This window comes from Luteimonas sp. A534 (assembly GCF_054072805.1).
In genome coordinates, this window is record NZ_JBSVRR010000004.1 from 126,892 (window position 1) to 149,502 (window position 22,611).

General features: G+C 70.4%; 23 protein-coding genes. 6 read left to right on the forward strand and 17 right to left on the reverse strand.

Annotation, left to right across the window (positions count from 1 at the left end; genetic code table 11):
* Window positions 1–152 precede the first annotated feature (152 nt).
* From ACW5F0_RS10755 to ACW5F0_RS10770, 4 genes are read left to right on the forward strand one after another with little or no spacing between them, the layout of a single operon-like run.
* A complete protein-coding gene (locus ACW5F0_RS10755; RefSeq protein ID WP_456999725.1) occupies window positions 153–755 on the forward strand; it encodes an RNA polymerase sigma factor in 603 nt (200 codons plus the stop codon).
* A complete protein-coding gene (locus tag ACW5F0_RS10760) occupies window positions 752–1,828 on the forward strand; it encodes a hypothetical protein (RefSeq protein WP_456999726.1) in 1,077 nt (358 codons plus the stop codon). The genes ACW5F0_RS10755 and ACW5F0_RS10760 overlap by 4 nt, the downstream gene beginning before the upstream one ends.
* Window positions 1,825–2,409 (forward strand): IMPACT family protein, encoded by a 585-nt coding sequence (locus tag ACW5F0_RS10765; RefSeq protein ID WP_456965918.1) that lies wholly within the window; start codon window positions 1,825–1,827, stop codon window positions 2,407–2,409. The genes ACW5F0_RS10760 and ACW5F0_RS10765 overlap by 4 nt, the downstream gene beginning before the upstream one ends.
* 27 nt (window positions 2,410–2,436) lie before the next feature.
* Window positions 2,437–4,275 carry an ABC transporter transmembrane domain-containing protein gene (locus tag ACW5F0_RS10770; RefSeq protein ID WP_456999727.1) on the forward strand — a complete coding sequence of 613 codons (1,839 nt, stop codon included), beginning with the start codon at window positions 2,437–2,439 and terminating at the stop codon, window positions 4,273–4,275.
* A 26-nt stretch (window positions 4,276–4,301) separates the two neighbouring features.
* Here ACW5F0_RS10770 and ACW5F0_RS10775 read toward each other — a convergent pair whose 3' ends face one another.
* Both ACW5F0_RS10775 and ACW5F0_RS10780 read right to left on the reverse strand, forming a co-directional pair.
* On the reverse strand, window positions 4,302–4,757 hold the full coding sequence (locus ACW5F0_RS10775) for a hypothetical protein (RefSeq protein ID WP_456965916.1): 456 nt from the start codon (window positions 4,755–4,757) through the stop codon (window positions 4,302–4,304).
* A 47-nt stretch (window positions 4,758–4,804) separates the two neighbouring features.
* Entirely contained in the window at window positions 4,805–6,427 is a 1,623-nt protein-coding gene (locus ACW5F0_RS10780; RefSeq protein ID WP_456965915.1) for an acyl-CoA dehydrogenase family protein, read from the reverse strand.
* Between the two features lie 99 nt (window positions 6,428–6,526).
* On the opposite strand from ACW5F0_RS10780, the gene alkB reads away from it, so the two are divergent.
* A complete protein-coding gene (gene alkB / locus ACW5F0_RS10785; protein ID WP_456965914.1) occupies window positions 6,527–7,174 on the forward strand; it encodes a DNA oxidative demethylase AlkB in 648 nt (215 codons plus the stop codon).
* A gap of 65 nt (window positions 7,175–7,239) precedes the next feature.
* Here the strand turns inward: alkB and cspE are convergent, their stop codons facing one another.
* The 8 genes from cspE to ACW5F0_RS10825 form a co-directional block, all read right to left on the reverse strand.
* Window positions 7,240–7,446 (reverse strand): transcription antiterminator/RNA stability regulator CspE, encoded by a 207-nt coding sequence (gene cspE / locus ACW5F0_RS10790; protein WP_456965913.1) that lies wholly within the window; start codon window positions 7,444–7,446, stop codon window positions 7,240–7,242.
* 97 nt (window positions 7,447–7,543) lie between these two features.
* Window positions 7,544–8,311 carry an S-methyl-5'-thioinosine phosphorylase gene (locus tag ACW5F0_RS10795; protein ID WP_456965912.1) on the reverse strand — a complete coding sequence of 256 codons (768 nt, stop codon included), beginning with the start codon at window positions 8,309–8,311 and terminating at the stop codon, window positions 7,544–7,546.
* 24 nt (window positions 8,312–8,335) lie between these two features.
* Entirely contained in the window at window positions 8,336–8,896 is a 561-nt protein-coding gene (locus ACW5F0_RS10800) for a hypoxanthine-guanine phosphoribosyltransferase (RefSeq protein WP_456965911.1), read from the reverse strand.
* Window positions 8,893–9,894: a beta-N-acetylhexosaminidase gene (gene nagZ / locus ACW5F0_RS10805; RefSeq protein ID WP_456965910.1), complete on the reverse strand. Its 1,002-nt coding sequence runs from the start codon at window positions 9,892–9,894 to the stop codon at window positions 8,893–8,895. Before nagZ ends, ACW5F0_RS10800 begins: the two co-directional genes overlap by 4 nt.
* Window positions 9,895–9,904: 10 nt before the next feature.
* Window positions 9,905–10,420 (reverse strand): CYTH domain-containing protein, encoded by a 516-nt coding sequence (locus ACW5F0_RS10810; RefSeq protein ID WP_456999728.1) that lies wholly within the window; start codon window positions 10,418–10,420, stop codon window positions 9,905–9,907.
* A 100-nt stretch (window positions 10,421–10,520) separates the two neighbouring features.
* Entirely contained in the window at window positions 10,521–11,909 is a 1,389-nt protein-coding gene (gene rlmD / locus ACW5F0_RS10815; protein ID WP_456999729.1) for a 23S rRNA (uracil(1939)-C(5))-methyltransferase RlmD, read from the reverse strand.
* A 66-nt stretch (window positions 11,910–11,975) separates the two neighbouring features.
* The gene (locus ACW5F0_RS10820) at window positions 11,976–12,593 is read right to left on the reverse strand and encodes a YdbL family protein (RefSeq protein WP_456999730.1); all 618 of its coding nucleotides are present in this window, start codon (window positions 12,591–12,593) and stop codon (window positions 11,976–11,978) included.
* Between the two features lie 19 nt (window positions 12,594–12,612).
* Complete coding sequence (locus ACW5F0_RS10825; protein WP_456999731.1) at window positions 12,613–14,628, reverse strand: hypothetical protein; 2,016 nt, start codon at window positions 14,626–14,628, stop codon at window positions 12,613–12,615.
* 34 nt (window positions 14,629–14,662) lie between these two features.
* On the opposite strand from ACW5F0_RS10825, the gene ACW5F0_RS10830 reads away from it, so the two are divergent.
* Window positions 14,663–15,397: a response regulator gene (locus ACW5F0_RS10830; RefSeq protein WP_456999732.1), complete on the forward strand. Its 735-nt coding sequence runs from the start codon at window positions 14,663–14,665 to the stop codon at window positions 15,395–15,397.
* On the opposite strand, the gene recO is transcribed toward ACW5F0_RS10830, so the two are convergent.
* The 7 genes from recO to ACW5F0_RS10865 form a co-directional block, all read right to left on the reverse strand.
* Window positions 15,373–16,128, reverse strand: a complete 756-nt coding sequence (gene recO, locus ACW5F0_RS10835; RefSeq protein WP_456999733.1) for a DNA repair protein RecO — start codon at window positions 16,126–16,128, stop codon at window positions 15,373–15,375. The two genes, ACW5F0_RS10830 and recO, sit on opposite strands and share 25 nt — an antisense overlap.
* Window positions 16,129–16,225: 97 nt before the next feature.
* Window positions 16,226–17,149, reverse strand: a complete 924-nt coding sequence (gene era / locus ACW5F0_RS10840; RefSeq protein ID WP_456965903.1) for a GTPase Era — start codon at window positions 17,147–17,149, stop codon at window positions 16,226–16,228.
* Window positions 17,146–17,826, reverse strand: a complete 681-nt coding sequence (gene rnc / locus ACW5F0_RS10845; protein ID WP_456965902.1) for a ribonuclease III — start codon at window positions 17,824–17,826, stop codon at window positions 17,146–17,148. Before rnc ends, era begins: the two co-directional genes overlap by 4 nt.
* Window positions 17,813–18,193, reverse strand: coding sequence for a DUF4845 domain-containing protein (locus ACW5F0_RS10850; protein ID WP_456965901.1), 381 nt, complete (start codon window positions 18,191–18,193; stop codon window positions 17,813–17,815). The genes rnc and ACW5F0_RS10850 overlap by 14 nt, the downstream gene beginning before the upstream one ends.
* 59 nt (window positions 18,194–18,252) lie before the next feature.
* Entirely contained in the window at window positions 18,253–19,044 is a 792-nt protein-coding gene (lepB, locus tag ACW5F0_RS10855; RefSeq protein ID WP_456999734.1) for a signal peptidase I, read from the reverse strand.
* Window positions 19,045–19,081: 37 nt separating this feature from the next.
* The gene (gene lepA / locus ACW5F0_RS10860; RefSeq protein WP_456966020.1) at window positions 19,082–20,875 is read right to left on the reverse strand and encodes a translation elongation factor 4; all 1,794 of its coding nucleotides are present in this window, start codon (window positions 20,873–20,875) and stop codon (window positions 19,082–19,084) included.
* Between the two features lie 165 nt (window positions 20,876–21,040).
* Entirely contained in the window at window positions 21,041–22,555 is a 1,515-nt protein-coding gene (locus tag ACW5F0_RS10865; protein WP_456965899.1) for a Do family serine endopeptidase, read from the reverse strand.
* Window positions 22,556–22,611: the final 56 nt, after the last annotated feature.

A 22,611-nucleotide genomic window follows, 5' to 3' on the forward strand; every position in this document is an offset into this window, starting at 1 on the left:
CCCAAGTCCGTCCCATGGGGACAACGGCAGTTGCAGCCGCGCGCGGCAAGCGGGCGCGGCCTCCCCATGCGACCCCGGCCGACATCATGCCCGTCGCGGCGGCCTCACGCACGGGCTTCCCGCGCCTGGCCGCAGCGCTTAACCTCGCATCCATGGACGCCCTGCCAAGCCGCGAAGACGCCGGAACCAGCGACGACGCGCTGATGCTGGCCTGGAGCGAGGGGGATGTCGCCGCGTTCGAGGCCCTGTACGGGCGCCACCGCGAGCGCCTGCACCGCTTCCTCCTGCGCCAGCTCCGCGATCCGGGGCTGGCTGATGAGGTGTTCCAGGACACCTGGCAGCGCGTGGTGGCTGCCGGCCGCGACTGGCGCCCGGACGCCGCCTTCATCACCTGGCTGTACCGGATCGCCCGCAATCGCATCGCCGACCACTGGCGCGCACGGCAGCACCGTCCGCCGGCGCCCGCCGATGCCGACGAGCGCAGCCTCCGGATCGAGGATCCGGACACGCCCGAGCTGCGCATGGATGCCTTCCAGCGCGGTCGCGACCTTCAGCAGGCACTCGACACCCTGCCCGACGAACAGCGCGAAGTGGTGCTGCTGCGCCTGGAGCAGGAACTGACCCTGGAGGAGATCGGTGACATCACCGGCGTGGGCCGCGAAACCGTGAAGTCGCGGCTGCGCTATGCCATGGACAAGCTGCGCGCGGCGCTCGCCGACCGCGATGTCCTGTCGGCCGGGGAGGTCGCACCGTGACCCGCCAGACCCGCCCCGACCCGCTGCAGCCGGCGGAGCGCGCGCTGGCTGACGCCCTGGCAGCGGCCACGCCACCGTCAGGGCCGTCTCCCGGCCTGGACGCGGCGATCTTCGCTGCCGCTCGCAGGACTGCCGCGGATCGCGCGGGCGGCAGCGCCCGTGCAGGGGAAGGCACCCCGGCGGCCGCCACGCCGTCATCCACTTCCACACGCGCCGGGCACCGTCGCCGGCGGCGGAGCCCGATCTGGCTGCGCGGCGGCGCATTGGCTGCAACGCTGGTGCTCGCGATCGGCGTGGCCTGGCAGCTGCGGCCGCAGCTCGAAGTGGTCCGGCTGCCAGAGGAGGCACCCGCTGCAGCGAAGATGCCAGCGCTCGCCGATGATGTTTCCGGGGCGCCTGCCAGTGCTCGGCGGCTTCACGCGCCAGCCGAAGCGGCCCAGGCCCCGCGCCAGCCGGCGCCCCCTGTGGAGACGGAGGCTGCGGCCGCGGCGTCGCAGGCCCCGGAAGCGATCACCCCGCCATCCGTAAGCGACGCTCCTGCGCCGCCGGCGCTGTTCGATGCGCCGTCTCGCGAACCAGCGGCGGCGCGCGAGGCAGCTACCGACTCGGCCGGCCAAGAGCTGCCCAGGCCTGCCGCGAAGTCCGCCCGGCCCGCACCGCGAGAAGCCGCAGCATCGGCACCCGTGCCGATGGCCATGCCGGCGCCGCCGCCTGCCCCGCCGGCGCCGCCGGCTCCAGCAGCGTCACGGGCCCTGCAGGCCCTGCCGCCGCCAAGGCCTGCCCCCGCCCAGGACGCCGCCATGCGCACCCGCGCACCGGACATCCTGGGCGGCGCGCAAGCGATCGACGGCGAGGCGATGCACGACGAGGACTGGCTCGACCAGCCCCTCGACGACACCCCGCCGGCGTCGGTGGACTCGCCTGCCGTGCGCGAGGCCTGGCTGGCGCGCATCCGCGAACTGGTGGTCTCCGAACGCTACGGGGAAGCGCGCGAGAGCTTCGCCGAGTTCCGGCGTCGCCATCCCGGAGCGGCCGTGCCGGACGACCTGCGCACGCTGCTCGGCGAAGAATGAGCACCACGCTTGCCGCGCCCGCCACGCACGAACTGGTGGTGAAGCACAGCCGTTTCCTGGCCCATGCAGCCCCGGTGGACGACACCGGGGCCGCCGCGGCCTTCATCGCTTCCGTGTCCGTGCCCGACGCCACCCACAACTGCTGGGCCTGGCGCATGGGCAGCGCCTACCGCTCCAGCGACGACGGCGAGCCCGCCGGAACCGCCGGGCGCCCTATCCTGGCCGCCATCGACGGCCAGGGCCTGGACGGCGTCGTGGTGGTGGTGACGCGCTGGTACGGCGGCATCAAGCTCGGCGCCGGTGGCCTGGTGCGCGCCTATGGCGGTACCGCGGCCGAGTGCCTGCGCACCGCCGAGCGGCGCGAAGTGGTCGAGATGGCCGAGGTCGACGTGGAGTGCCCCTTCGCCGACCTCGCCGCCGTGCATGCCGCGTTGCCCGTGTTCTGCGCCGAGAAGCTGGGCGAGGACTTCGCCGCCGATGGCGTCCACTTCCGCCTGCGCCTTCCGGCCAGCCAGCTGCCGGCGCTGGCCAGCCATCTGCGCGACGCCACGCGCGACCGCGCGCGCGTCGGGGAACCATAGGCAGAGGGCATGGGCGACAATGCCCGGATGGCCCAGTTCGCTCACACCTCCACCCCGCCCCCGACTCCCGATACGCGCGACGGCGATCGCGCCGGGAAATCAAAGGTCCCGCTGTCGACGCTGCGCCCGCTGTGGCCCTTCCTGGCCCGGCACCGCGGCCTGCTGGCAGCCTGGCTGCTGGCGCTGCTGGCCTCGAGCACCGCGACCCTGAGCCTGCCGCTGGCGGTGCGGCGGATGATCGACGACGGCTTCGCCAGCGGCGCCGGCATCGACGCCGCCTTCGTGCTGCTGTTCCTGGTGACGTTCGCGCTGGCCATCGCCACCGCGGCGCGCTTCTTCTTCGTATCGCTGCTGGGCGAACGCGTGGTGGCCGACCTGCGCACGCAGCTGTTCGGCCACCTGGTGGGCCTGGACCAGTCCTTCTTCGAACGCAGCCGCACCGGCGAGCTGGTCTCGCGCCTGACCGCGGACACCGAACTCCTGCGCGGCGTGGTCGCCACCAGCATGTCGGTGGCGCTGCGCAGCGTGGTGATGGTGCTGGGCAGCGTCGCCATGCTGATGGTGACCAGTCCGCGGCTGGCGGCCTGGACCCTGGTCGGCATCCCGCTGGCGGTGCTGCCGCTGGTCCTTGGCGGCCGCCGCCTGCAGCGCATTTCGCGCCAGAGCCAGGACCGCGTGGCCGATGCCAACGCGCTGGCCACCGAAACCCTGGGCGCGATCGACACCGTGCAGTCGCACGCCCGCGAGGGCCATGAGCGCGGCCGCTTCGCCACCGCCGTGGCGACCGCGGTGACGGTGGCGCGCAAGCGCATCGGCGTGCAGGCGCTGGTCACGGCCGTGGCGATCTCGGTGATCTTCGGCGCCATCACCCTGGTGCTGTGGCTGGGCGCGCACGACGTCGCCGACGGCCGCATGAGCGCCGGCACGCTGGGACAGTTCGTGCTGTACGCGATGTTCGGCGCCGGCTCGGTCGGTGCGCTGGCGGAGGTGTGGAACGAACTGCAGAAGGCCGCCGGCGGCATGGGCCGGATCGGGGAGCTGCTGGACGAACAGCCGCAGGTCGTCGCACCGGCCACGCCGCGCGCGCTGTCGCAGCCCGTGCGCGGTGCCGTCGCCCTGCGCGACGTCGTCTTCCACTACCCCACGCGCCCGGACACCGCGGCCCTGGAAGGCTTCAGCCTTGAAGTGGCACCGGGCGAGACGGTGGCACTGGTCGGGCCGTCCGGCGCAGGCAAGAGCACGGTCTTCTCTCTGCTGCAGCGCTTCCACGACCCGCAGTCGGGCAGCGTGGCGCTGGATGGCATCGACCTGCGCGAACTCGATCCCGTCGCGCTGCGCGGCGAGATGGCGCTGGTGGCGCAGCGCCCGACCATCTTCGCCGCCAGCGCCGCCGACAACATCCGCTACGGCCGACTCGACGCGAGCGATGCCGAAGTCGAGGCGGCCGCACGCGCGGCGGAGGCACACGAATTCCTCACCGCGCTGCCCGAGGGCTATGCCTCGGAACTTGGTGAACGCGGCGCCCGCCTGTCAGGCGGCCAGCAGCAGCGCGTCGCCATCGCCCGTGCCCTGCTGCGCGATGCGCCGGTGCTGCTGCTTGACGAAGCCACCTCGGCACTCGATGCGCAGAGCGAACGCGCCGTGCAGCACGCGCTCGAACGCCTGATGGAAGGCCGCACGACGATCGTCGTCGCGCACCGTTTGGCCACCGTGCTGCGCGCGGACCGCATCGTCGTCATGGACCAGGGCCAGATCGTGGCCGAGGGCACGCATGCCGAGCTACTGGCACAGGGCGGCCTGTACGCCGAGCTGGCGCGGTTGCAGTTCCTGGATGCGGTGCCAGCGGCCGTCGCCCGAGGCGCCTGAAACAGCATGCCGCTGGAACTGTTGAATTACTGAAACCATCGAGTGCAGGTCCCAGCTCCTTCAAAGCCATGCCTGAGCGTCTGCAATCTCCGACGCGCCGCGTCACCAAGCTCATTGGACGGATTCCGGATGCTGACCCGTTCAACAAGGGAATCCGCTTCCCGGCAATCTTCTTCGGCGCCCGTCAGAGACAGGTACGTCGCAAGGTTCAGCATCATCACCTGATCACCCATACCGACCGCGACCCGTTGCCAGTGCATGGCCTTCCCCCGGTCGGGCTCTCCCAACACATAGTGCGCGACAAGATCCCGTACCGCCTCGATGTCGCCCGTGGCCGCCCGTTTCTCAGCTTCAGTGATTTGCCCAACGCTCAGAAGCTGGGCATCGCCCGGAGTGGCGACCTGGTCAGGCGGGTTACCGCCCTGCGGTACACATGCAGCGACAAGCAGGAACAATGGGCATGCCGCAATCAATGTCTTCATCTTCGTGGCCCTCTCCCAGGCTTCGGGCAAATCCGTAGCAAGCATCCTTAATCCGGAAACGCCCTCGCCATGATGGAAAGGTGGTCCAGATCCACCGGCAGCGTGCCCAGTGCAAGCCCGTGCTCACCGCCTAACCGGGTGCGGCAGAACGCCTCTGCGACCGGGCTGACCGCGCGCAGCAGCACCGAAGCCTGCAGCGCAAGCGCCAGGCTTTCGACAAGCCGTCTCGACCCCGCTTCATCGGCAGCTGAAAACATGCCACCCAGTGACGCGGCGAACGTGTCCAGCGCAGGATGCAACCCGCGCGCCGCTTCGATCTCCGCACGCAGCACAGCCGCGGTGTCCGGCTCCCGCGACAGCGCTCGCAGCACGTCGAGGCACTGGATGTTGCCGCTGCCTTCCCAGATCGAGTTCAGCGGGGCCTGCCGGTACAGCCTCGGAAGCAGCGACTCTTCGATATAGCCCGCGCCGCCCAGGCACTCCTGCGCCTCGTTGACCACCGTCGGGGCACGTCGGCAGATCCAGTACTTGCCGATGGCGGTGGCGATGCGGGCGAATGCGGCCTCGCGCGGATCGCGTGCGGCGGCATCCACTGCCCGTGCCACGCGCATCGACAGCGCCAGCGCCCCTTCGGCTTCGATCGCGATATCGGCCAGGACGTTGCGCATCAGCGGCTGGTCGGCGAGCCGTTTGCCGAACGCGCTGCGATGGCGGCAGTGATGCAGCGCCTGCGCCAGCGCCATCCGCATCAGCCCCGCCGAGCCGAGCATGCAGTCCAGGCGGGTGAGCATCACCATCTGCAGGATGGTGGCGACGCCTCGGCCCTCTTCACCCACCCGCCAGGCCATCGCGTCCTGGAACTCGACCTCGCTGGACGCGTTGGACCAGTCGCCAAGCTTGTCTTTCAGCCGCATCAGGATGAAGCCGTTGCGGTCGCCGCCGGGCAGGCGGCGCGGCATCAGCAGGCAGGTCAGGCCGGCGGGTGCCTGCGCCAGCACCAGGAAGCCGTCGGACATCGGTGCCGACATGAACCACTTGTGGCCGGACAGCACGTAGGCATCGTCGCCGTCGCCGCAGGGCGCGGCCGTGGTGGCGTTGGCGCGTACATCGCTGCCACCCTGCTTCTCGGTCATGGCCATGCCCAGCGTCACGCCGGACTTCACGTCGATGGCGACATCACGCGCGTCGTAGCGGCAGGCCGCGACCTTGTCCGCCCATTCGTGCAGCGCCGGCGACTGCCGCAGCACCGGCATCGCGGCGTGCGTCATGGTCAGCGGGCAGCTCGTGCCCGGCTCGGCCTGGTAGTGCAGGTAGGCCAGGGCCGCGCGCGCGACGTGTGCACCGGGCTCCGGCCGCGCCCAAGACAGCCCGGCCACCCCGTGCGCGATGGCAAGCTCCATCACCCGGTGGTATGCGGGATGGAACTCGACGCGGTCGATGCGCTGCCCGGCGGCGTCGTGACTGCGCAGGCGCGGCCGGTCGCGATGGGCGTCATGGGACAGGGCCAGCAGTTCACCCCCCGCCAGTGCGCCATACGCCGCGACCTCGCGCTCGAACGCCGCACCGCCTTCGCGCGCCAGGGCTTCGCGCAGCGCGAAGTCATCCGACCACAGGTCGCGTTCGCCGAATGGCGGCGGCTGGTTGAAGACATCGTGCGTGGCCTGGACCATTCCCGTTCTCCCGTGCGTGCCCCGATTGTGGCCTTGCCCGCCGTGGCATGCACCCGACACGCCGGCGCGGCGCCACGGCGACGGCGCTATCCTCAAGCCATGCATCCAGACCTGTTCGCCGAGCCCGGCAACGATCATCGCGAAACCATCGGGCCGCAGGCCTGCGTGCTGCGCGGTTTCGCCCTGCCCTGCGTAGACGAACTGCTGCGGGCCATCGAGGCCGTGGCGGCACGCGCGCCGTTCCGCCAGATGCAGACGCGCGGCGGCTTCACCATGTCGGTGGCGATGACGAACTGCGGGCGACTCGGCTGGACCACCAGCCGCCATGGCTACCGCTATACGGCCACGGATCCGGAGAGCGGATTGCCCTGGCCGGACATGCCCGCCACGTTCGCAGCCCTGGCAGCCGACGCCGCGGCTGCGGCCGGCTTCAACGGCTTCGAATCCGATGCCTGCCTGATCAACCGCTACCGTCCCGGCGCACGCATGTCACTGCACCAGGACAGAGACGAGCGCGATCTCGACGCGCCGATCGTCTCCGTTTCGCTGGGCATGGACGCCATCTTCCTGTTCGGCGGCCACGCGCGCGCCGACCGGCCCGCGAAGGTGCCCCTGCACCACGGCGACGTCGTCGTCTGGGGCGGCGAGGACCGCCTGCGCTTCCACGGCGTCGCTCCGCTGAAGGACGTGGCGCACCCGCGGCTCGGCGCGGAGCGCATCAACCTGACCTTCCGCAGTGCGGGCTGACGACAAAAAAAGGGTCCCGGAACACCCGGGACCCTGGAACAGGAAATACTGCAACCGCGTGCCACTCAAGCGACAGCCGCCACCCCTGCCGCCTGCGCGCCCTTCGGGCCCTGAGTGACTTCATAGCTGACGCGCTGGCCTTCCTGCAGGCTGCGGAAGCCGTCGGAAGAAATCGCCGAGTAGTGCACGAACACGTCCGCGCTGCCGTCCTCGGGAGCGATGAAGCCGAAACCCTTGGCGTCGTTGAACCACTTCACTGTGCCGTATTGCATGACTCTTACACCTCGTCTGGTTACGATTGCGCGCCCCGACCTGCAAGGGACCGGACACACGCTGCCCGAGTATGCAAAGGCTTCGTGCCGTGCGCAATCACCCGGCCAGCATCGCTCCGACGAGGGTTGGCAGGCCCGAGGAGGCCGCGGCGACGTTCGCGAGCACGTCATCGAGCGTGATCACCTCGTCGATCTGGGGTCCAGCACCGGCCGCCCAGTTGGCGACGATGGCCAGGCATGCGTAGTCCAGGCCAAGCTCGCGGGCGAGCCCGGCCTCGGGCATTCCGGTCATGCCGACGAGGTCGCAACCGTCGCGGCGCATGCGCGAAATCTCCGCGCGCGTCTCCAGGCGCGGACCCTGCGTCGCGCCGTAGCAGCCGCCATCGACCAGCGCGACCCCGACAGTCGCCGCCGCATCGATGATCCTGCGGCGCAGCGACGGCGTGTAGGGATCGCCGAAGTCGACGTGCAGCACCTCGGTGCCCGGCTCTTCGCAGTAGGTGGAGATGCGGCCCCAGGTGTAGTCGATGAGCTGGTCGGGGCAAGCGAGCACGCGCGGGCCAAAGCCTTCGGTGATGCCGCCCACGGTATTGAGCGCGAGCACGCGCGTGGCGCCCAGCGACTGCAGCGCGGCGAGGTTGGCGCGGTAGTTCACCAGGTGCGGCGGCACCGAGTGGCCTTCGCCATGACGCGCCAGGAACGCCACGCGATGGCCGCCGATGCGGCCCACGCGCACCGGCCCGGACAGCGCGCCATGGCGCGTGACCGGCTGATGCGATTCCACATCCTCCAGCCCGGCCAGCTGGTAGAGGCCGGTGCCGCCAATCACCGCCAGGGCGATGGGTTCATCGGTATGCGCGGACACGGCGGTCTCCGGTGCGTGCGCGGCTCAGTCGGCCAGCGCGTAGATGGCGGGCAGGTTGCGGCCCTGTTCGTTGTAGTCCATGCCGTAACCGAAGACGTAGCGGTCAGGCACCTCGACGCCCGACCAGTCTGCGCAGACGCCGTCGACGCAGCGGTCGTGGACCTTGGTGGCCAGCACCGCCACGCGCACGTCGGCCGCGCCTTCGTCCTCGCACCAGCGGGTGACGGCCTGCAGCGTGTGGCCCTCGTCGAGGATGTCATCGACCAGCAGCACGCGGCGGCCGCGCATCGGCGTCGCCGGGCGGTGCAACCAGGCCAGGCGCGAACCACTGGTGCTGCCGCGATAGCGGGTCGCGTGCAGGTAGTCGAACTCGAGGTCGAGCCCGCGCTCGCCCAGCGCGAACGCGAGCTGCACGGCAAAGGGCATGCCGCCGTTCATGATGGTCACGAACAGCGGCGCGCGTTCGTCGCCGGCGTACTCGGTGTGGATGGCCTCGGCCATGCCCTGGATCGCCGCCTCGAGCGTGGCGCGGTCGTGGATGACGTCGGCATCGACCATGACGGTCGCGAGCGGGGGCGCAGTCATGCCACCACCCCGCCGCCGTGGCTCGCCGCGGCGCGGCCATGGCGTGCGTCGGCCAGCAGTCCGTCCCAGCCCAGCGCGCCCCGCCCCATCAGCCCGGCCAGCGCCATGGTGTTGAGGCTGCGGCCATCGACTGCCGCCAGGGATTCCTCCACGAGTTCCGGATGGCAGACCAGCACCACGTCGCAGCCGGCGTCGAGGTGCGCGTCGACGCGTGCCTTGATGCCGCCCACCCCGTGCGCCGCGGCCATGCCGATGTCGTCGGAGAAGACCACGCCGCGGAAGCCCATCTCCTGCCGCAGGATCCCGTTGATCCAGCGCGGCGAATAGCCGGCCGGCTCCGGCGCCACCTGCGGATAGACCACGTGCGCCAGCATCACGGCGTCGGCGCCGGCATCGATGCCGGCAACGAAGGGCACCAGATCCTCGGCGCGGATCACATCCAGCGGGCGGTCGTCGACGGCGTCGTCGAAGTGGGTGTCCTCGCGCACCGAACCGTGTCCGGGGAAGTGCTTGAGAGTGGCCGCCATACCGGCCTGGTGCATGCCATCGACATAGGCCCGGGTGAAGGCGGCGACCACGGCCGGATCATCCGAGAAGGCGCGGTCGCCAATGGCGAGGTTGCCGCGACCGAGGTCGACCACCGGCGCGAAGCTGAGGTCGACGCCCGATGCGCGCACCTCGCTCGCCATCAGCCAGGCGTGCTCGCGGGCACGGGCCAGGGCACCTTCGGGGTCGCGCGCGTAGTCGCGGCCGAAGACCTCGAGCGGCGGCAGCGCGCTGTAGCCCTCGCGGAATCGCTGCACGCGTCCACCCTCCTGGTCGACGCAGACCAGCTGCGGGCGCGGCGCGGCTTCGCGGATGGCGGCCGACAGTTCGGCCACCTGCGCGCGCGAGGCGAAGTTGCGGGTGAACAGGATCACGCCGGCGCAGGCATCGTGCTGCAGCCAGTCGCGCTCCTGGGCGGTGAGTCCGGTACCGGCGACGCCGATGACGAGCATGGTCTTCTCCTTAGGCTGCCGGCCCCGCGCGTTCCGCCCCGCTCCACTGCGAGTACGGACGCGCGGCCAGTGCCAGATTGTAGTAGCGCGGGCAGTCGGTCGCCTCGACGCCCAGCCAGTCGGGGTGTTCGAAGGTCTCGTCGGCGCTTCCGAGTTCGATTTCGGCCACCACCAGGCCGGCGTTGTCGCCAAGGAATTCGTCGACTTCCCAGAGATGGCCGCCATGGCGCACCAGGTGGCGGCGCTTCTCAACCAGCCCGCCCACGCAGAGCGCGAGCAGGTCGCGCGCCTCGCCCACGGGCAGCGGGTACTCGAATTCCTGCCGCGTGTGGCCGAGCTCGCGCGACTTGATGTTGAGGAAGGCACCCTCGCCCTCCAGGCGCACCCGCACCGAAGCGCGCTGTCGGCCCTCGTCCATCGAGGACTGGTCGTTGAGGTAGCCCTGCGCCATCGGGACGACGGCGTGCGCGGCTGCGCGCCAGCCGTCGCCGGTCACCAGGAATTTGCGTTCGATCTCGATGGCCATTCAAGTCCTCTGTGCGGGAGCAGCTATAGCTGCGATCGGAATTCAGGGTAATGCGTGTGCAAGTACGATCCCGCGGGTCAGGTCGCAGCTGTAGCTGCCCCTAGAGGGGGAACGGGGCCGACAGGGCCGACGGGTCCGATGGGGCCAACTGCGCCGGCAGGGCAGGTTCGAAGACCGCGATCGACTCGACGTGGGCGGTGTGCGGGAACATGTCCATCACGCCAGCGGCGCGCAGGTGCCAGCCGCGCTCGCTGACCAGGTACGCGGCGTCGCGCGCCAGCGACCCGGGATGGCAGCTGACGTAGACGATGCGCTTGAGTCCTTCCAGCGGAAGCTGGCGCAGCACCTCCAGCGCGCCGGCGCGGGCGGGATCGAGCAGCAGCTTGTCGAAGCCGGCGCGCATCCATGGCTCCTGCGAAAGATCGGTGGCCAGGTCGGCGACGTGGAAGCTGACGTGCCCCATGCCGTTGCGCGCCGCGTTGTCACGCGCGCGTGCCACCAGCCCGGCATCGCCTTCCACGCCCACGACTTCCGACGCGACGCGCCCCAGCGGCAGGCTGAAGTTGCCGAGTCCGCAGAACAGGTCGAGCACGCGATCATCCGGCTGCACATCGAGCAGTTCCAGCGCGTGCGCGATCATCTTCGCGTTGAGCCCGGCGTTGACCTGGATGAAATCCAGCGGCTGGAACGCCAGTTCGACATCCCAGGGCGCCAGCCGGAACGACAGCTTCGGATCCAGCGGCCACAGCGGCGCCACGGAGTCGATGCCCTTCGGCTGCAGGAACATGGCGAAGCCGTTCGCCTGCGCGAAGGCCACGAGCGCCGCCCGGTCGCCGTCGCCCAGCGGCTCGAGGTGGCGGACCACCAGCGCGATGGCATCGTCGCCGGCGGCGAACTCGATCTGCGGGATCGCCGCCCGCGCATCGAGGCCATCGACCAGCCGTGCCAGCGCTTCCATGCGGCTCCCCAGCTCCGGGATCACGGTGTGGCACTCGCGCAGCTCGGCGACGAAGCGCGGATCGCGCTCGCGGAAGCCGACCAGGGTCTTGCCCTTTTTCTCCACGTGGCGCACGGAGAACCGGCCCTTGCGGCGATAGCCCCAGGCCGGGCCGGTGAGCGGTGGCAGCCAGGTTTCAGGGCGGACCGGCCCGGCACGCTCGAAGTCGTCGGCCAGCACGCGCGCCTTGGCGACGATCTGCCGGTCCCCGGCCATGTGCTGCAGGCTGCAGCCGCCGCAGACGCCGAAGTGCGGACAACGCGGCTCGACGCGCTCGGGCGAGGCCTGCAGCACCTCGACCGTCTCGGCCTGGTCGTACTCGCGGGCGCGCCCGGTTTGGCGCGCCAGCACGCGCTCGCCGGCCAGAGCACCGGCAACGAGCACGGTCTTGCCGGCATGCGGATGGTCCACGGGCCGGCGGGCGATACCGCGGCCGTCAGGGCCGAGGTCGAGGATCTCGACCTCGAAAGGGGTCTGGTTGATGCGGGCCAATGCCGGAAGATGCCTGTCTGGAACGGCCCGCCATTGTCGCAGAAGCCCCGCGCCAAGCCTTGGCCGTTATTTCTGCTTCCAGCTCCCACCCTGCTGGTACCACCAGCCGGCGCGCGCACTGGCGACCCATTGCCGCGCGAACACCTCGCGGATCTGCTTCTCCCATTCCGGATGGCCGTTGGCGACGGCGATCTCGCGGTAGACCGCGTTGCGGTCGCGGTTGTCGTCGGCCACGGCGGCGTTCACCGCCACGCGGTCCTTCAGTGGCAGCTTCGATGCGTCGCGCAACACCACCATGCCGTCACCGCTGAAGCCCAGCGCACCGCTGTCGAAGTGCGGGCGCAGGCTGGACGAGAAGCGCGACTCCATCCGCTGCTGGATCGCCTGGATCGCGGGCGTGCGGATGGTGATGTCGGGCGTTTGCGCGTGTGCGGGCGCGATGCCCAGCAGCATCCATGGATCGAAGCCCGCGCGCTGCGCTGCCGGCGCCGCGCGCAACGCCATGCCGCCGGGGGTGCCGTTGCCGGGTACGTCCGGTGCCGGGGCCGCGGCCTCTTCCCCGATCACGTTCTCGACGAACTCGCGCGCCGCCTCGCGCGCTTCGGCCGCGGGGAAATACACGTTGATGGTGACGCAGGCGGTGAGCGCCAGCGCGGCGACGAATGGCAGACCGGACAAGCGCATGAAGTCCTCCTCGGACGGTTCAATCGAACACCGGCGAAACGTCGCCGGAACCCACCGCGGCCAGGCGTTCGACCAGGGTTTCCCAGTCGACGTCCCGGTTGAAGCCCACGATGTCCAGGCGCGGCAGTCCGGCCCCTTCGACGATAACAAACCCGCCGTCGCGGGGATGAAGCCCCGCCATCGTGCAGACGCCGTTCGCCAGCCGGCAGGAGATACCGATTCGCCGGTAGCCGAAGTCGTCGAACAGCCCCAGCAGCTGGCCCTGCAGGCTCGCGGTGAACGAGGCGTCGCCGACGCTGGAGATGTTCTGCACCGCGCGCTGGCTGATGCGCTGGCGCACGCCCCGGCGCCCCTCGGTGTGGAGTTCGGCGTCGAAAGCCACCGGCTCCCAGTCAACCAGGCGCAGACCCTCGACCTGGCCATGCAGGCGCCCGCTGATGCTGCCGAACTCGAACACGCCGGTCAGCGCCTGCAGGTCGAGGCCGTCCAGGGCAACGTCGGCCAGCAGCGTAGGCGCGACGCCGAAGGGCCGCTCCATCGCCAGCGAAGACACCCGTACCTCGCCGTCGAACGCGTGGACCACGAGGCCGCCATCGAAGTCGAGCCTGTCACCGACATAGCGCGCGCCGGGAATGCTGCCCGACAGCGTGCCCGGGAACGGCGGCAGGCCAAGCGCCAGGGCCAGCTGCGTCATGTCCAGCGCCTCCACCGCCAGCGCGCCTTCCACGCGCAACGGCCCGCCCGCGCCCGGCGGGTGCAGCAGCACGTCGGACACCTCGAGCCGGCCGTCGAGCAGCGGCATCACGGTGGTGCCGCGCAGCCAGAGTTCCCCATCGCTGCTGTGCCAGGGCAAGCGCGCGGGGCCGAGCGGAATCGCACCCAGGGCGCCGCCCCGCCAGTGCAGTTCGCTGTCCGCGCGACCCGAGGACACAAGGTGCACGCGGCCATCGAGACCGTCGAAACGGAAGCGCTCGTCGGGCGCGGCGATATCCAGTGCCTGCGGCCGCAGGTCGAGCGTGGCCAACACACCGCCCGCCATTGCGAGATCGACATCCAGCGCGCCCGACATGGTCAGGCCGCCCAGGCCGGCGAGGCCCAGCCAACCCGACAGGTAGCGTTCCGGCAGGGGCGAGACGTCCCTGCTGCGCAGCGACACTGCGAAGTCATCCAGGTCCGCGCCGACCAGGGTCGCGCGGCCGCGGACGTCGAGCACGCCCGGATCGCTGGCGGAGAACGCCGTCAACGCCCAGCCATCGGGCCTGCCCTGTGCGCGCAACTGCACGGGCAGCACGTGTTCGGGCAGCACGAAATAGCCACTGCCGAACAGCAGCTCGCCACCGCGCAGTTCGCCGTCAAGCGTGATCCGCGGCCCCTCGTCCAGGGCCAGCCAGTCCAGATCCAGGCGCGCACCCAGTCCGGCCCCGGCATGGCGTGCGTCCGCGGTGTCGAAACCGCCATCCGACAGCGCGAGCTCGCCTTCCAGATGCATCGCAGCGCCGTCCGGAACATGCAGGCGGAGTCGCCCATCAAGGCGGCCTTCGCCCAGGCGCACATCGGCCCAGGCGCGCGCCGCGAGCGCCTGCGCCCAGGCCACGGGCACCTGCGCGAGATCGATAGCGAAGAGGTCCGGGGCCGCATTGGCGCGCTGCAGTGCCAGACGCGCGCCGTGGCCATCGGACAGCGAGGCTTCAATGCCCGCCGCCGGCAGTGCCAAGGCCAAGCGCAGCGGCGCGCCCCGCCCTTCCCGCAGCTCGCCCTCGCAGCTCCAGCCTCCGGCGCCATCCCGACGGAGCGGGCAGCGCCAGGCCAGCGCCTGGAAGCGATAGCCGAGATCCGGCGCGTGCCCGCTGCGCGCGGTGATGCGCAGGTCGCCCGCGTCCGCATCCGCCGGCCACGCCAGGCGCACTTCCACCCCCTCGAGCGTGGCTACCGGCGTCGATACCTTCGCAACCCGCGCCACCAGCGTGCGCGCGTCCACCGCGCCCACGGGCAGCAGCGCAAGCAGTCCAAGCAGGGTTAAGATCCACGCGGGCATGGCTGCCAGAATAACGACCGGAGCGTCCGCGACGATGAAGCCCCGCATCCTGCTGGTCGAGGACGACCAGACCACCGCCGCCTTCCTCGCCGCCGCGGCGGAGGCGTTGCCTGCCAGCGTCGACATCGTCGGCACGCACGCGGCCGCGCGCGCCCAGGCCGCCAACATCGCCTACGCCCTGTGGCTGGTCGACGCCCACCTGCCCGACGGCGACGGTGCCGGCCTGCTCGCTGAGCTGCGCGGCCTTGGACTTGCCACGCCCGCGATCGCGCATACGGCCGCGCGCGAGCACGAACTGCACCAGGCGCTGCATGACGCCGGCTTCGACGCCGTGCTGGTGAAGCCGCTGTCGGCCGCGGCGCTGCGCGCGGCGCTGGCTGGAACGCTGGCCGGGCGCACCGGGTCACGCGTCGCCGAACCGCATCCACCGGGGCCGGCCGATGCTGCGGAGGTGTCGGGATCTGATTTGCAGGCCTGGGACGATGCCGCCGCCCTGCGCGCGCTCAACGGCGAGCGCGCCCATGTCGAGGCGCTACGCCAGCTGTTCCTGGCCGAACTGCCCGCCGCGCACGCGTCGGTCATGGGCTCCGCGCGGGATGGTGACCAGGGCGTGCTGTGCGATGTCCTGCACCGGCTGCGCGCAAGCTGCGGCTTCGTGGGCGCGGCGCGACTGGGACACGCAGCAATGGCGCTGGAGCGCGCACCCGCGTCCCCGGAAGCGCTGGCACTGTTCGATGCCGCGGCTCAGGAACTCTCGCCGCCGTCCTGAGGCGCCAGGGGCGCGGACACGCGGCCCAGGTCCCCCAGCAGCTGCCACGAAGACAGCGGCCGCCCCCCGAGATGGGACTCCAGCACTTCGCGCAGCACCCGGCGCAGGCCGCCGAGGTCGTCCGCGGGCGGCGCCATGTCCGCTGCAAGCGCCAGCAGCGCGCGCCCGGTAGCGGTGCGCCCGCGCTCGCCACCGCGTTCTCCGCGCACGCGCACCGGGCCATGCCCGGGATCCAGGCGGTAGCGCGCCGCCGGATCGATCGGATCGCCATCGCCTTCGTGCGCATAGTCCAGGCCGACGCCGATGGCGTCGAGCAGGTCGCGCTCGAAGCGCCGCAGGGTCCAGGGCAGCGGCTCACCCGCGCCCAGGCGGGTGCGCAGTTCGCCATAGGTCGCGTACAGCTCGGGCTGCGGATCCTGTCGCGGCGCCAGGCGCAGCACGAGTTCGTTGGCGTAGAAACCCGAGAGCATGGCCTCGCCCTGCAGTCGCGGCGCGGCATCGAGCGCCTCGGCGGCGTTCAGGTGGGCCAGTTCACCGCGCAGCGCCGCGTCGAAGCGGATGTGCTGCAGCGGCTGCAGCGCCGCGCGCAGGGCCTGCCGCCGCGGCCCGCGCACGCCGCGCGCGACCAGCCCCAGGCGCCCGTGTTCCGCGCACAGGACCTCGACCAGCAGGCTGGTTTCGCGCCAGGGCCGGGCGTGGAGGACATAGGCGGGTTCGCCGAGGATGCGCATGGAAACATTGTAGGAGCGGCTATAGCCGCGAGGAGGACGACGTATTTCCCGGGGCAGCGATCGCGGCTTTAGCCGCTCCTACAGTGCAGGCCCGGGGTTACTGGTCGTAGCCGAAGCTGCGCAGCGCGGCCTCGTCGTCGGACCAGCCGGCGCGCACGCGCACCCAGGTTTCCAGGAACACCTTGCAGCCGAACAGGCGTTCCATCGACAGCCGCGCCTTGCTGCCAATCTCGCGCAGCCGCACGCCGCCCTTGCCGATCACGATCGCCTTCTGGCCGTCGCGCTCGACCCAGATCACCGCGCCGATACGCATCAGCGGGCCGGACTTCGAGGTCTCTTCGGTGAACGATTCGATCTCGACCGTGGTCGAGTACGGAAGCTCCGCGCCGAGCTGCCGCATCAGCTGTTCGCGCAGCAGTTCGGCGGCCAGGAAGCGCTGGCTTTTGTCGGTGATCTCGTCCTCGTCGTAGGCCGGCAGCCCCTCCGGGACCAGGGACAGCAGCTGGGCGACCAGCGCGTCCAGGCCGGTGCGCTTCAGCGCGGACACCGGATGCACGCCCGCGAAGTCACGCCCCTCGGTCGCCTTCTGCAGATACGGCAGCAGGGTGGCCTTCTCTCGGATACGGTCGACCTGGTTGACCACCAGCACCACGGGCACCTTCGCCTCGCGCAGGGCCTCGTAGGCGAGCGAGTCCTCCTCGTCCCAGCGGCCGGCCTCGACCACCAGCACCGCGGCATCGACGCCCTCGAGCGCGCCGCGCGCGGCACGGTTCATCATCCGGTGCATGGCGGTGGCGGACTGGCTGCGCTCGCCACGGTGGATGCCGGGCGTATCGACCAGCTGCAGCTGGCCCGCGGGGAAGGTCGCGATGCCCAGCAGCCGATGGCGCGTGGTCTGCGGGCGATTGGAGACGATGCTGACCTTCGCGCCCACCAGGGCGTTGACCAGGGTGGACTTGCCGACGTTGGGCCTGCCGACGACGGCGACTGCCCCGCTGCGGCTTGCGCCTTCAGTAGTCATGACTTCATGGATTCCAGTTGTGCGAGCGCCGCGGATGCGGCGTCCTGCTCGGAGGCGCGGCGGGAACCGCCACTGCCTTCGGCCTCAAGCGCGGGTTCGGTCAGCACGCAGCGGACATGGAAGACCCGTGCGTGCTCCTCGCCGCTTTCCGAGATGAGTTCGTAGGTCGGCAGCGGACGCTGGCGCGCTTGCAGCCACTCCTGCAGCCGGGTCTTGGGGTCCTTGCCGATGCCACCGGCGGGAAGGGCGTCGATATGCGGCTCGAACCAGGGCAGCACCGCCGCGCGGCAGGCCTCGAAGCCGACGTCGAGGTAGATCGCGCCGACCACGGCCTCGAGTGCGTCCGACAGAATCGAGTCGCGGCGGTGGCCGCCTGACTTCATCTCGCCGGGCCCCAGCGTCATTCGCGCGCCGAGTTCGAGGTCGCGCGCGAGTCGCGCCAGCGACGACTCGCGCACCAGCTCCGCGCGTGCGCGGGTCATGGCGCCTTCGTCGGCCTTGGGCCAGCGCAGGTACAGCGCCTCGGCGACGATCAGCCCCACCAGGGCATCGCCGAGGAATTCCAGGCGCTCGTTGTGTGGCGCGCCGGCGCTGCGGTGGGTCAGCGCCTGTGCCAGGAGCGCGGGATCGCGGAACACATGGCCCGCGACGCGCGCAACGGGATCAATCGACCGCACCGGTCCTGGTCAGCATCTGCGTGGACTCGAACTTGCCCACGACGTCGAGGTTGCCGATCAGCGGCTTGCGGACTTCGTACTTCACGTCCATCTGCCAGCCGGCTCCCACGCGCTTGATCTTGACATGCTCGGGCTTCACGTTTTCCGAGTAGCTGATGTACAGCCGGCGGAAGAACAGGTCCTGGATCTTGCGCGGCTCGGTGTTGGCGATGCCCGGCTCGTTGGCCAGGCCCTTCATCGCCGAGCGCACGCTGTAGTACTCCGAATACATCGGGAACAGCTTCATGCCGACGTAGGCGAACAGCCCCACCACGGCCAGCACGATGATGAACCCGAGCAGGGTGATGCCGCGTTGCGAATTCCTCATTGCCCCTCTCCCCTCGTTCCCCGTTGTGGACATTCTGGCACCGGTCCGGTTCCCCGGCATCACAGGCGCGTGCCGATGCGGTTGAAGTCGACGCCACCGGCGGTGCGGTCGAAATTCATCCACACCAGGAACGCCTTGCCCCGGAGCTGTGTCTCCGGCAGCGTGCCCCAGAAGCGGCTGTCGTCGCTTCTATCACGATTGTCGCCCATCACGAAATATTCGCCCGCGGGCACGGTCCACTCGCCCACGCCATGTTTGGCGAAGAGCGGGCTCTCGATCTCGAGCACCTCGTGCCGTCCGTTGCCCAGGTCTTCGGCCAGCAGGGTGGCGCCGGTCATTTCCTGGCCGCGCCCCTTGCCCACGTACTCGCCGATGGCCTGGTACGCGGACGGCTCGCCGTTCACGTACAGGACGTTGTCACGGTAGGCGATGCGGTCGCCCGGCAGGCCGACCACACGCTTGATCCAGTCCTGGTCGGGATACTGCGGCGGCCGGAACACGACCACGTCGCCACGTTCGGGCAGTCCGATCTCGACGATCTTGTGGTTGTTCACCGGCAGCCGCAGGCCGTAGGCGAACTTGTTGACCAGGATGAAGTCGCCGATCAGCAGCGTCGGCATCATCGAGCTCGACGGGATCCGGAACGGCTCGGCCACGAAGCCGCGCAGCAGCAGCACGGCGGCCAGGATCGGGAAAAAGGCGCGGGCGTAGTCGACCACCACCGGCTCGCGGTCTTCGTCGAGCAGCCCGGCGCGCGCCTTGCGCGCCTTGGCGAAGAACAGCCGGTCGACCAGCCAGACCAGGCCGGAGGCGAAGGTCAGGATGACCAGGCCGAGTTCGAACCACTTCATGCGCGCACCCCGTCGGCGGCACCCAACGCGCCCGCCCTCACTTGTTGTCCACCTGGAGCACCGCCAGGAAGGCTTCCTGCGGGATTTCGACGCGGCCGACCTGCTTCATGCGCTTCTTGCCTTCCTTCTGCTTTTCCAGGAGCTTCTTCTTGCGGCTGATGTCGCCACCGTAGCACTTGGCCAGCACGTTCTTGCGCAGCGCCTTGACCGAGCTGCGGGCGATGATCTGCGAGCCGATGGCGGCCTGGATCGCGACGTCGAACTGCTGCCGCGGGATCAGGTCCTTCATGCGGTCGGTCAGGTCGCGCCCGCGGCGGTCGGCGTGGCTGCGGTGGACGATGATCGACAGCGCGTCGACCTTGTCGCCGTTGATCAGCGTGTCCACGCGCACGAAGGGACCGGCCTCGAAGCGCACGAAGTGGTAGTCGAGCGAGGCGTAGCCACGCGACACCGACTTCAGGCGGTCGAAGAAGTCCAGCACGACTTCGGCCATCGGCAGTTCGTAGCTGATCTGCACCTGGCTGCCGAGGTACTGGATGCCGACCTGGCTGCCGCGCTTCTCTTCGCACAGGGTGATCACGTTGCCGACGTAGTCGGGCGGCGTGAGGATATTGGCGCGGATGATCGGCTCGCGCACTTCCTCGATCGTGTTGGCCGGCGGCAGCTTGGCCGGGTTGTCGAGCGGCATCACCTCGCCGGAGGTCAGCAGCACCTCGTAGACCACCGTCGGCGCGGTGCTGATCAGGTTGAGGTCGTACTCGCGCTCCAGGCGCTCCTGCACGATTTCCATGTGCAGCATGCCGAGGAAGCCGCAGCGGAAGCCGAAGCCCATGGCCTCGGAGCTTTCCGGCTCGAAGCGCAGCGCGGCATCGTTCAGGCGCAGCTTTTCGAGCGCTTCGCGCAGGTCGGGGTAGTCGTCGGCGTCCACGGGGAACAGGCCCGAGAACACGCGCGGCTGCATTTCCTGGAAGCCCGGCAGCGGCTTGGGCGCCGGGTCCGACGCCAGGGTCAGCGTGTCGCCGACCGGGGCGCCGTGCACGTCCTTGATGCTGGCGTTGATCCAGCCCACCTCGCCCGCGCGCAGGGCCGGCATGTCCTTGCGCTTGGGGGTGAACACGCCGACCTTGTCGACCTGGTGGGTGCGCCCGGTCGACATCACCAGGATCTTGGCGCCGGCCTTGATCTCGCCCTGCATCACGCGCACCAGCGAAACCACGCCCAGGTAGTTGTCGAACCAGGAATCGATGATCAGCGCCTGCAGCTTGTCGGTGTCGCGCGGCCTCGGCGGCGGAATGCGGTGCACGATCGCCTCGAGCACGTCCTCGACGTTGAGTCCGGTCTTGGCGCTGACCGCGACCGCGTCGGAGGCGTCGATGCCGATCACCGCCTCGATCTCGGCCTTGGCGCGCTCGATGTCGGCCGTGGGCAGGTCGATCTTGTTGAGCACCGGCACCACTTCCAGGCCCTGCTCCACCGCGGTGTAGCAGTTGGCGACCGACTGCGCTTCCACGCCCTGCGCGGCATCGACCACCAGCAGCGCGCCCTCGCAGGCGGCCAGCGAGCGGCTGACCTCGTAGCTGAAGTCGACGTGGCCGGGGGTATCGATGAAGTTGAGGTGGTAGGTCTCGCCGTTGCGCGCCGTGTAGGGCACCGACACCGACTGCGCCTTGATCGTGATGCCGCGCTCGCGCTCGATCGGGTTGTTGTCGAGCACCTGCGCTTCCATCTCGCGCGCGGTCAGGCCGCCGCAGATCTGGATGAGGCGGTCGGCAAGCGTCGACTTGCCGTGGTCGACGTGGGCAATGATGGAAAAGTTGCGGATGTTCCGCATCGGGTCTGGAGACATGGGGATCGCAGGCGGGGCCGTCTACCGGCCGGGTGGCGTCGAACGGACCATTGTCGCACAGGGCGAGGCCCGCTCTCGTGGCTCTCCCGCCAGGCTGCCCCCATCCGCCCCTTTGGGGCAGATGGGGGCGAAGCTTGCGTGATCGTTCCCTTACTTGCTGGCCTCTTCCCGCGGCGTGACGGCGAGGAACTGGGTTCCGCCGCTGCGGTTCCGGACCAGCAGCATCACCGTCTCCCCGGCCTTCACCTTGCCGAGCTCACGGTCTAGCGCTGCAGGCGTGGCCACGTTCACGCGGCCAACCTGCAGGATGACGTCGCCGGGCTGGATGCCCGCGCTGCGCGCGGCGAGGCCTTCGACGCGGGCAATGGCCACGCCCTCGTCCGGCTTCAGGTCGAGCCGGCGGCGCTGCTCTTCACCGATCTCGCTGCCCACGATGCCCAGCGGATTGCTCTGCTGCGCCGCCGGTGCGCGCGTCGACGACCGCGGGCCGGTGGCGACCACGCCCTCGTCGAGTTCGCCCAGGGTGAGCGCGAAGTCGCGGGTGCGGCCCTCACGCCAGACCTTCATGGTCACGCGGCTGCCCGGCGCGCGCGCACCGATCATCGGCGGCAGGTCGCTGGACTGGTTGATGCGGGTGCCGTCGACCTCGCGGATCACGTCGCCGCGCTCGATGCCGGCCTTGTCCGCCGCGCCACCCTGGATGACGTCCGACACCAGCGCGCCGCGCGTGTCCGGCAGGCCCAGGCCCTTGGCGTCGTCGGCCCGGATCTCCTGCACCTGCACGCCCACCTGGCCGCGGCGCACCTGGCCGGTGTCCTTGAGCTGCCCGGCGACGTTCATCGCCACGTCGATCGGTATCGCGAAGCTGACGCCCATGTAGCCGCCGGAGTTGGAGAAGATCTGCGAGTTGATGCCGATCACCTCGCCACGCGTGTTGAGCAGCGGGCCGCCAGAGTTGCCGCGGTTGATTGCGACGTCGGTCTGGATGAAGGGCACGTAGCGCTGGTTGGCGTAGCGGTTGGCGCGGCCCACGGCGCTGACGATGCCCGCGGTGACCGACTGGTCAAAGCCGAAGGGCGAGCCGATCGCGACCGCCCATTGCCCGGGCTTGACGTCATTGGCGTCGCCCGCGCGCAGGAACGGCAAGTCCTTGGCGTCGATCTTGAGCACCGCGACGTCGGATTGCTCGTCGCTGCCCACGACCTCGGCGGCGAAGCTGCGGCGGTCGGGCAAGGTCACCTTGACGTCGCTGGCGTTGGCGACGACGTGGTGGTTGGTGATCACGTAGCCGTCCGCGGACATCAGGAAGCCGCTGCCCATCGACATGCCTCCGCGTCCACCCGGATCCTGAGGAACGCCGGGGAACGGCGTGCCCGGGCCGAAGAAACGGCGGAAGAACTCGGGCATCTCGTCGGGCATCTGCTGCGCCTGGCGGTTGCCGCGGGCGCCGATGGTGACCTCGATATTGACCACCGCCGGCGCGACGCGATCGACCAGGCGGGTGAAGTCGGGAAGACCGGTGACCAACTGCGGGGCGGGCGGGGCCGCGGCGGCGGCCGCGGCCTGGTCCTGCTGCGACTGCGCGGTGGCGGCAGGGATCACGACGGCGGCCGTCCCTGCAGCGGTGAGTGCGACCAGGGCAAGGGCGAAGGCAGGCGATTTCATCGGGGAATGGGCCTCGACAGGGAAATGGAACGTGGGGTGGACCCGTCGCCCCCGGC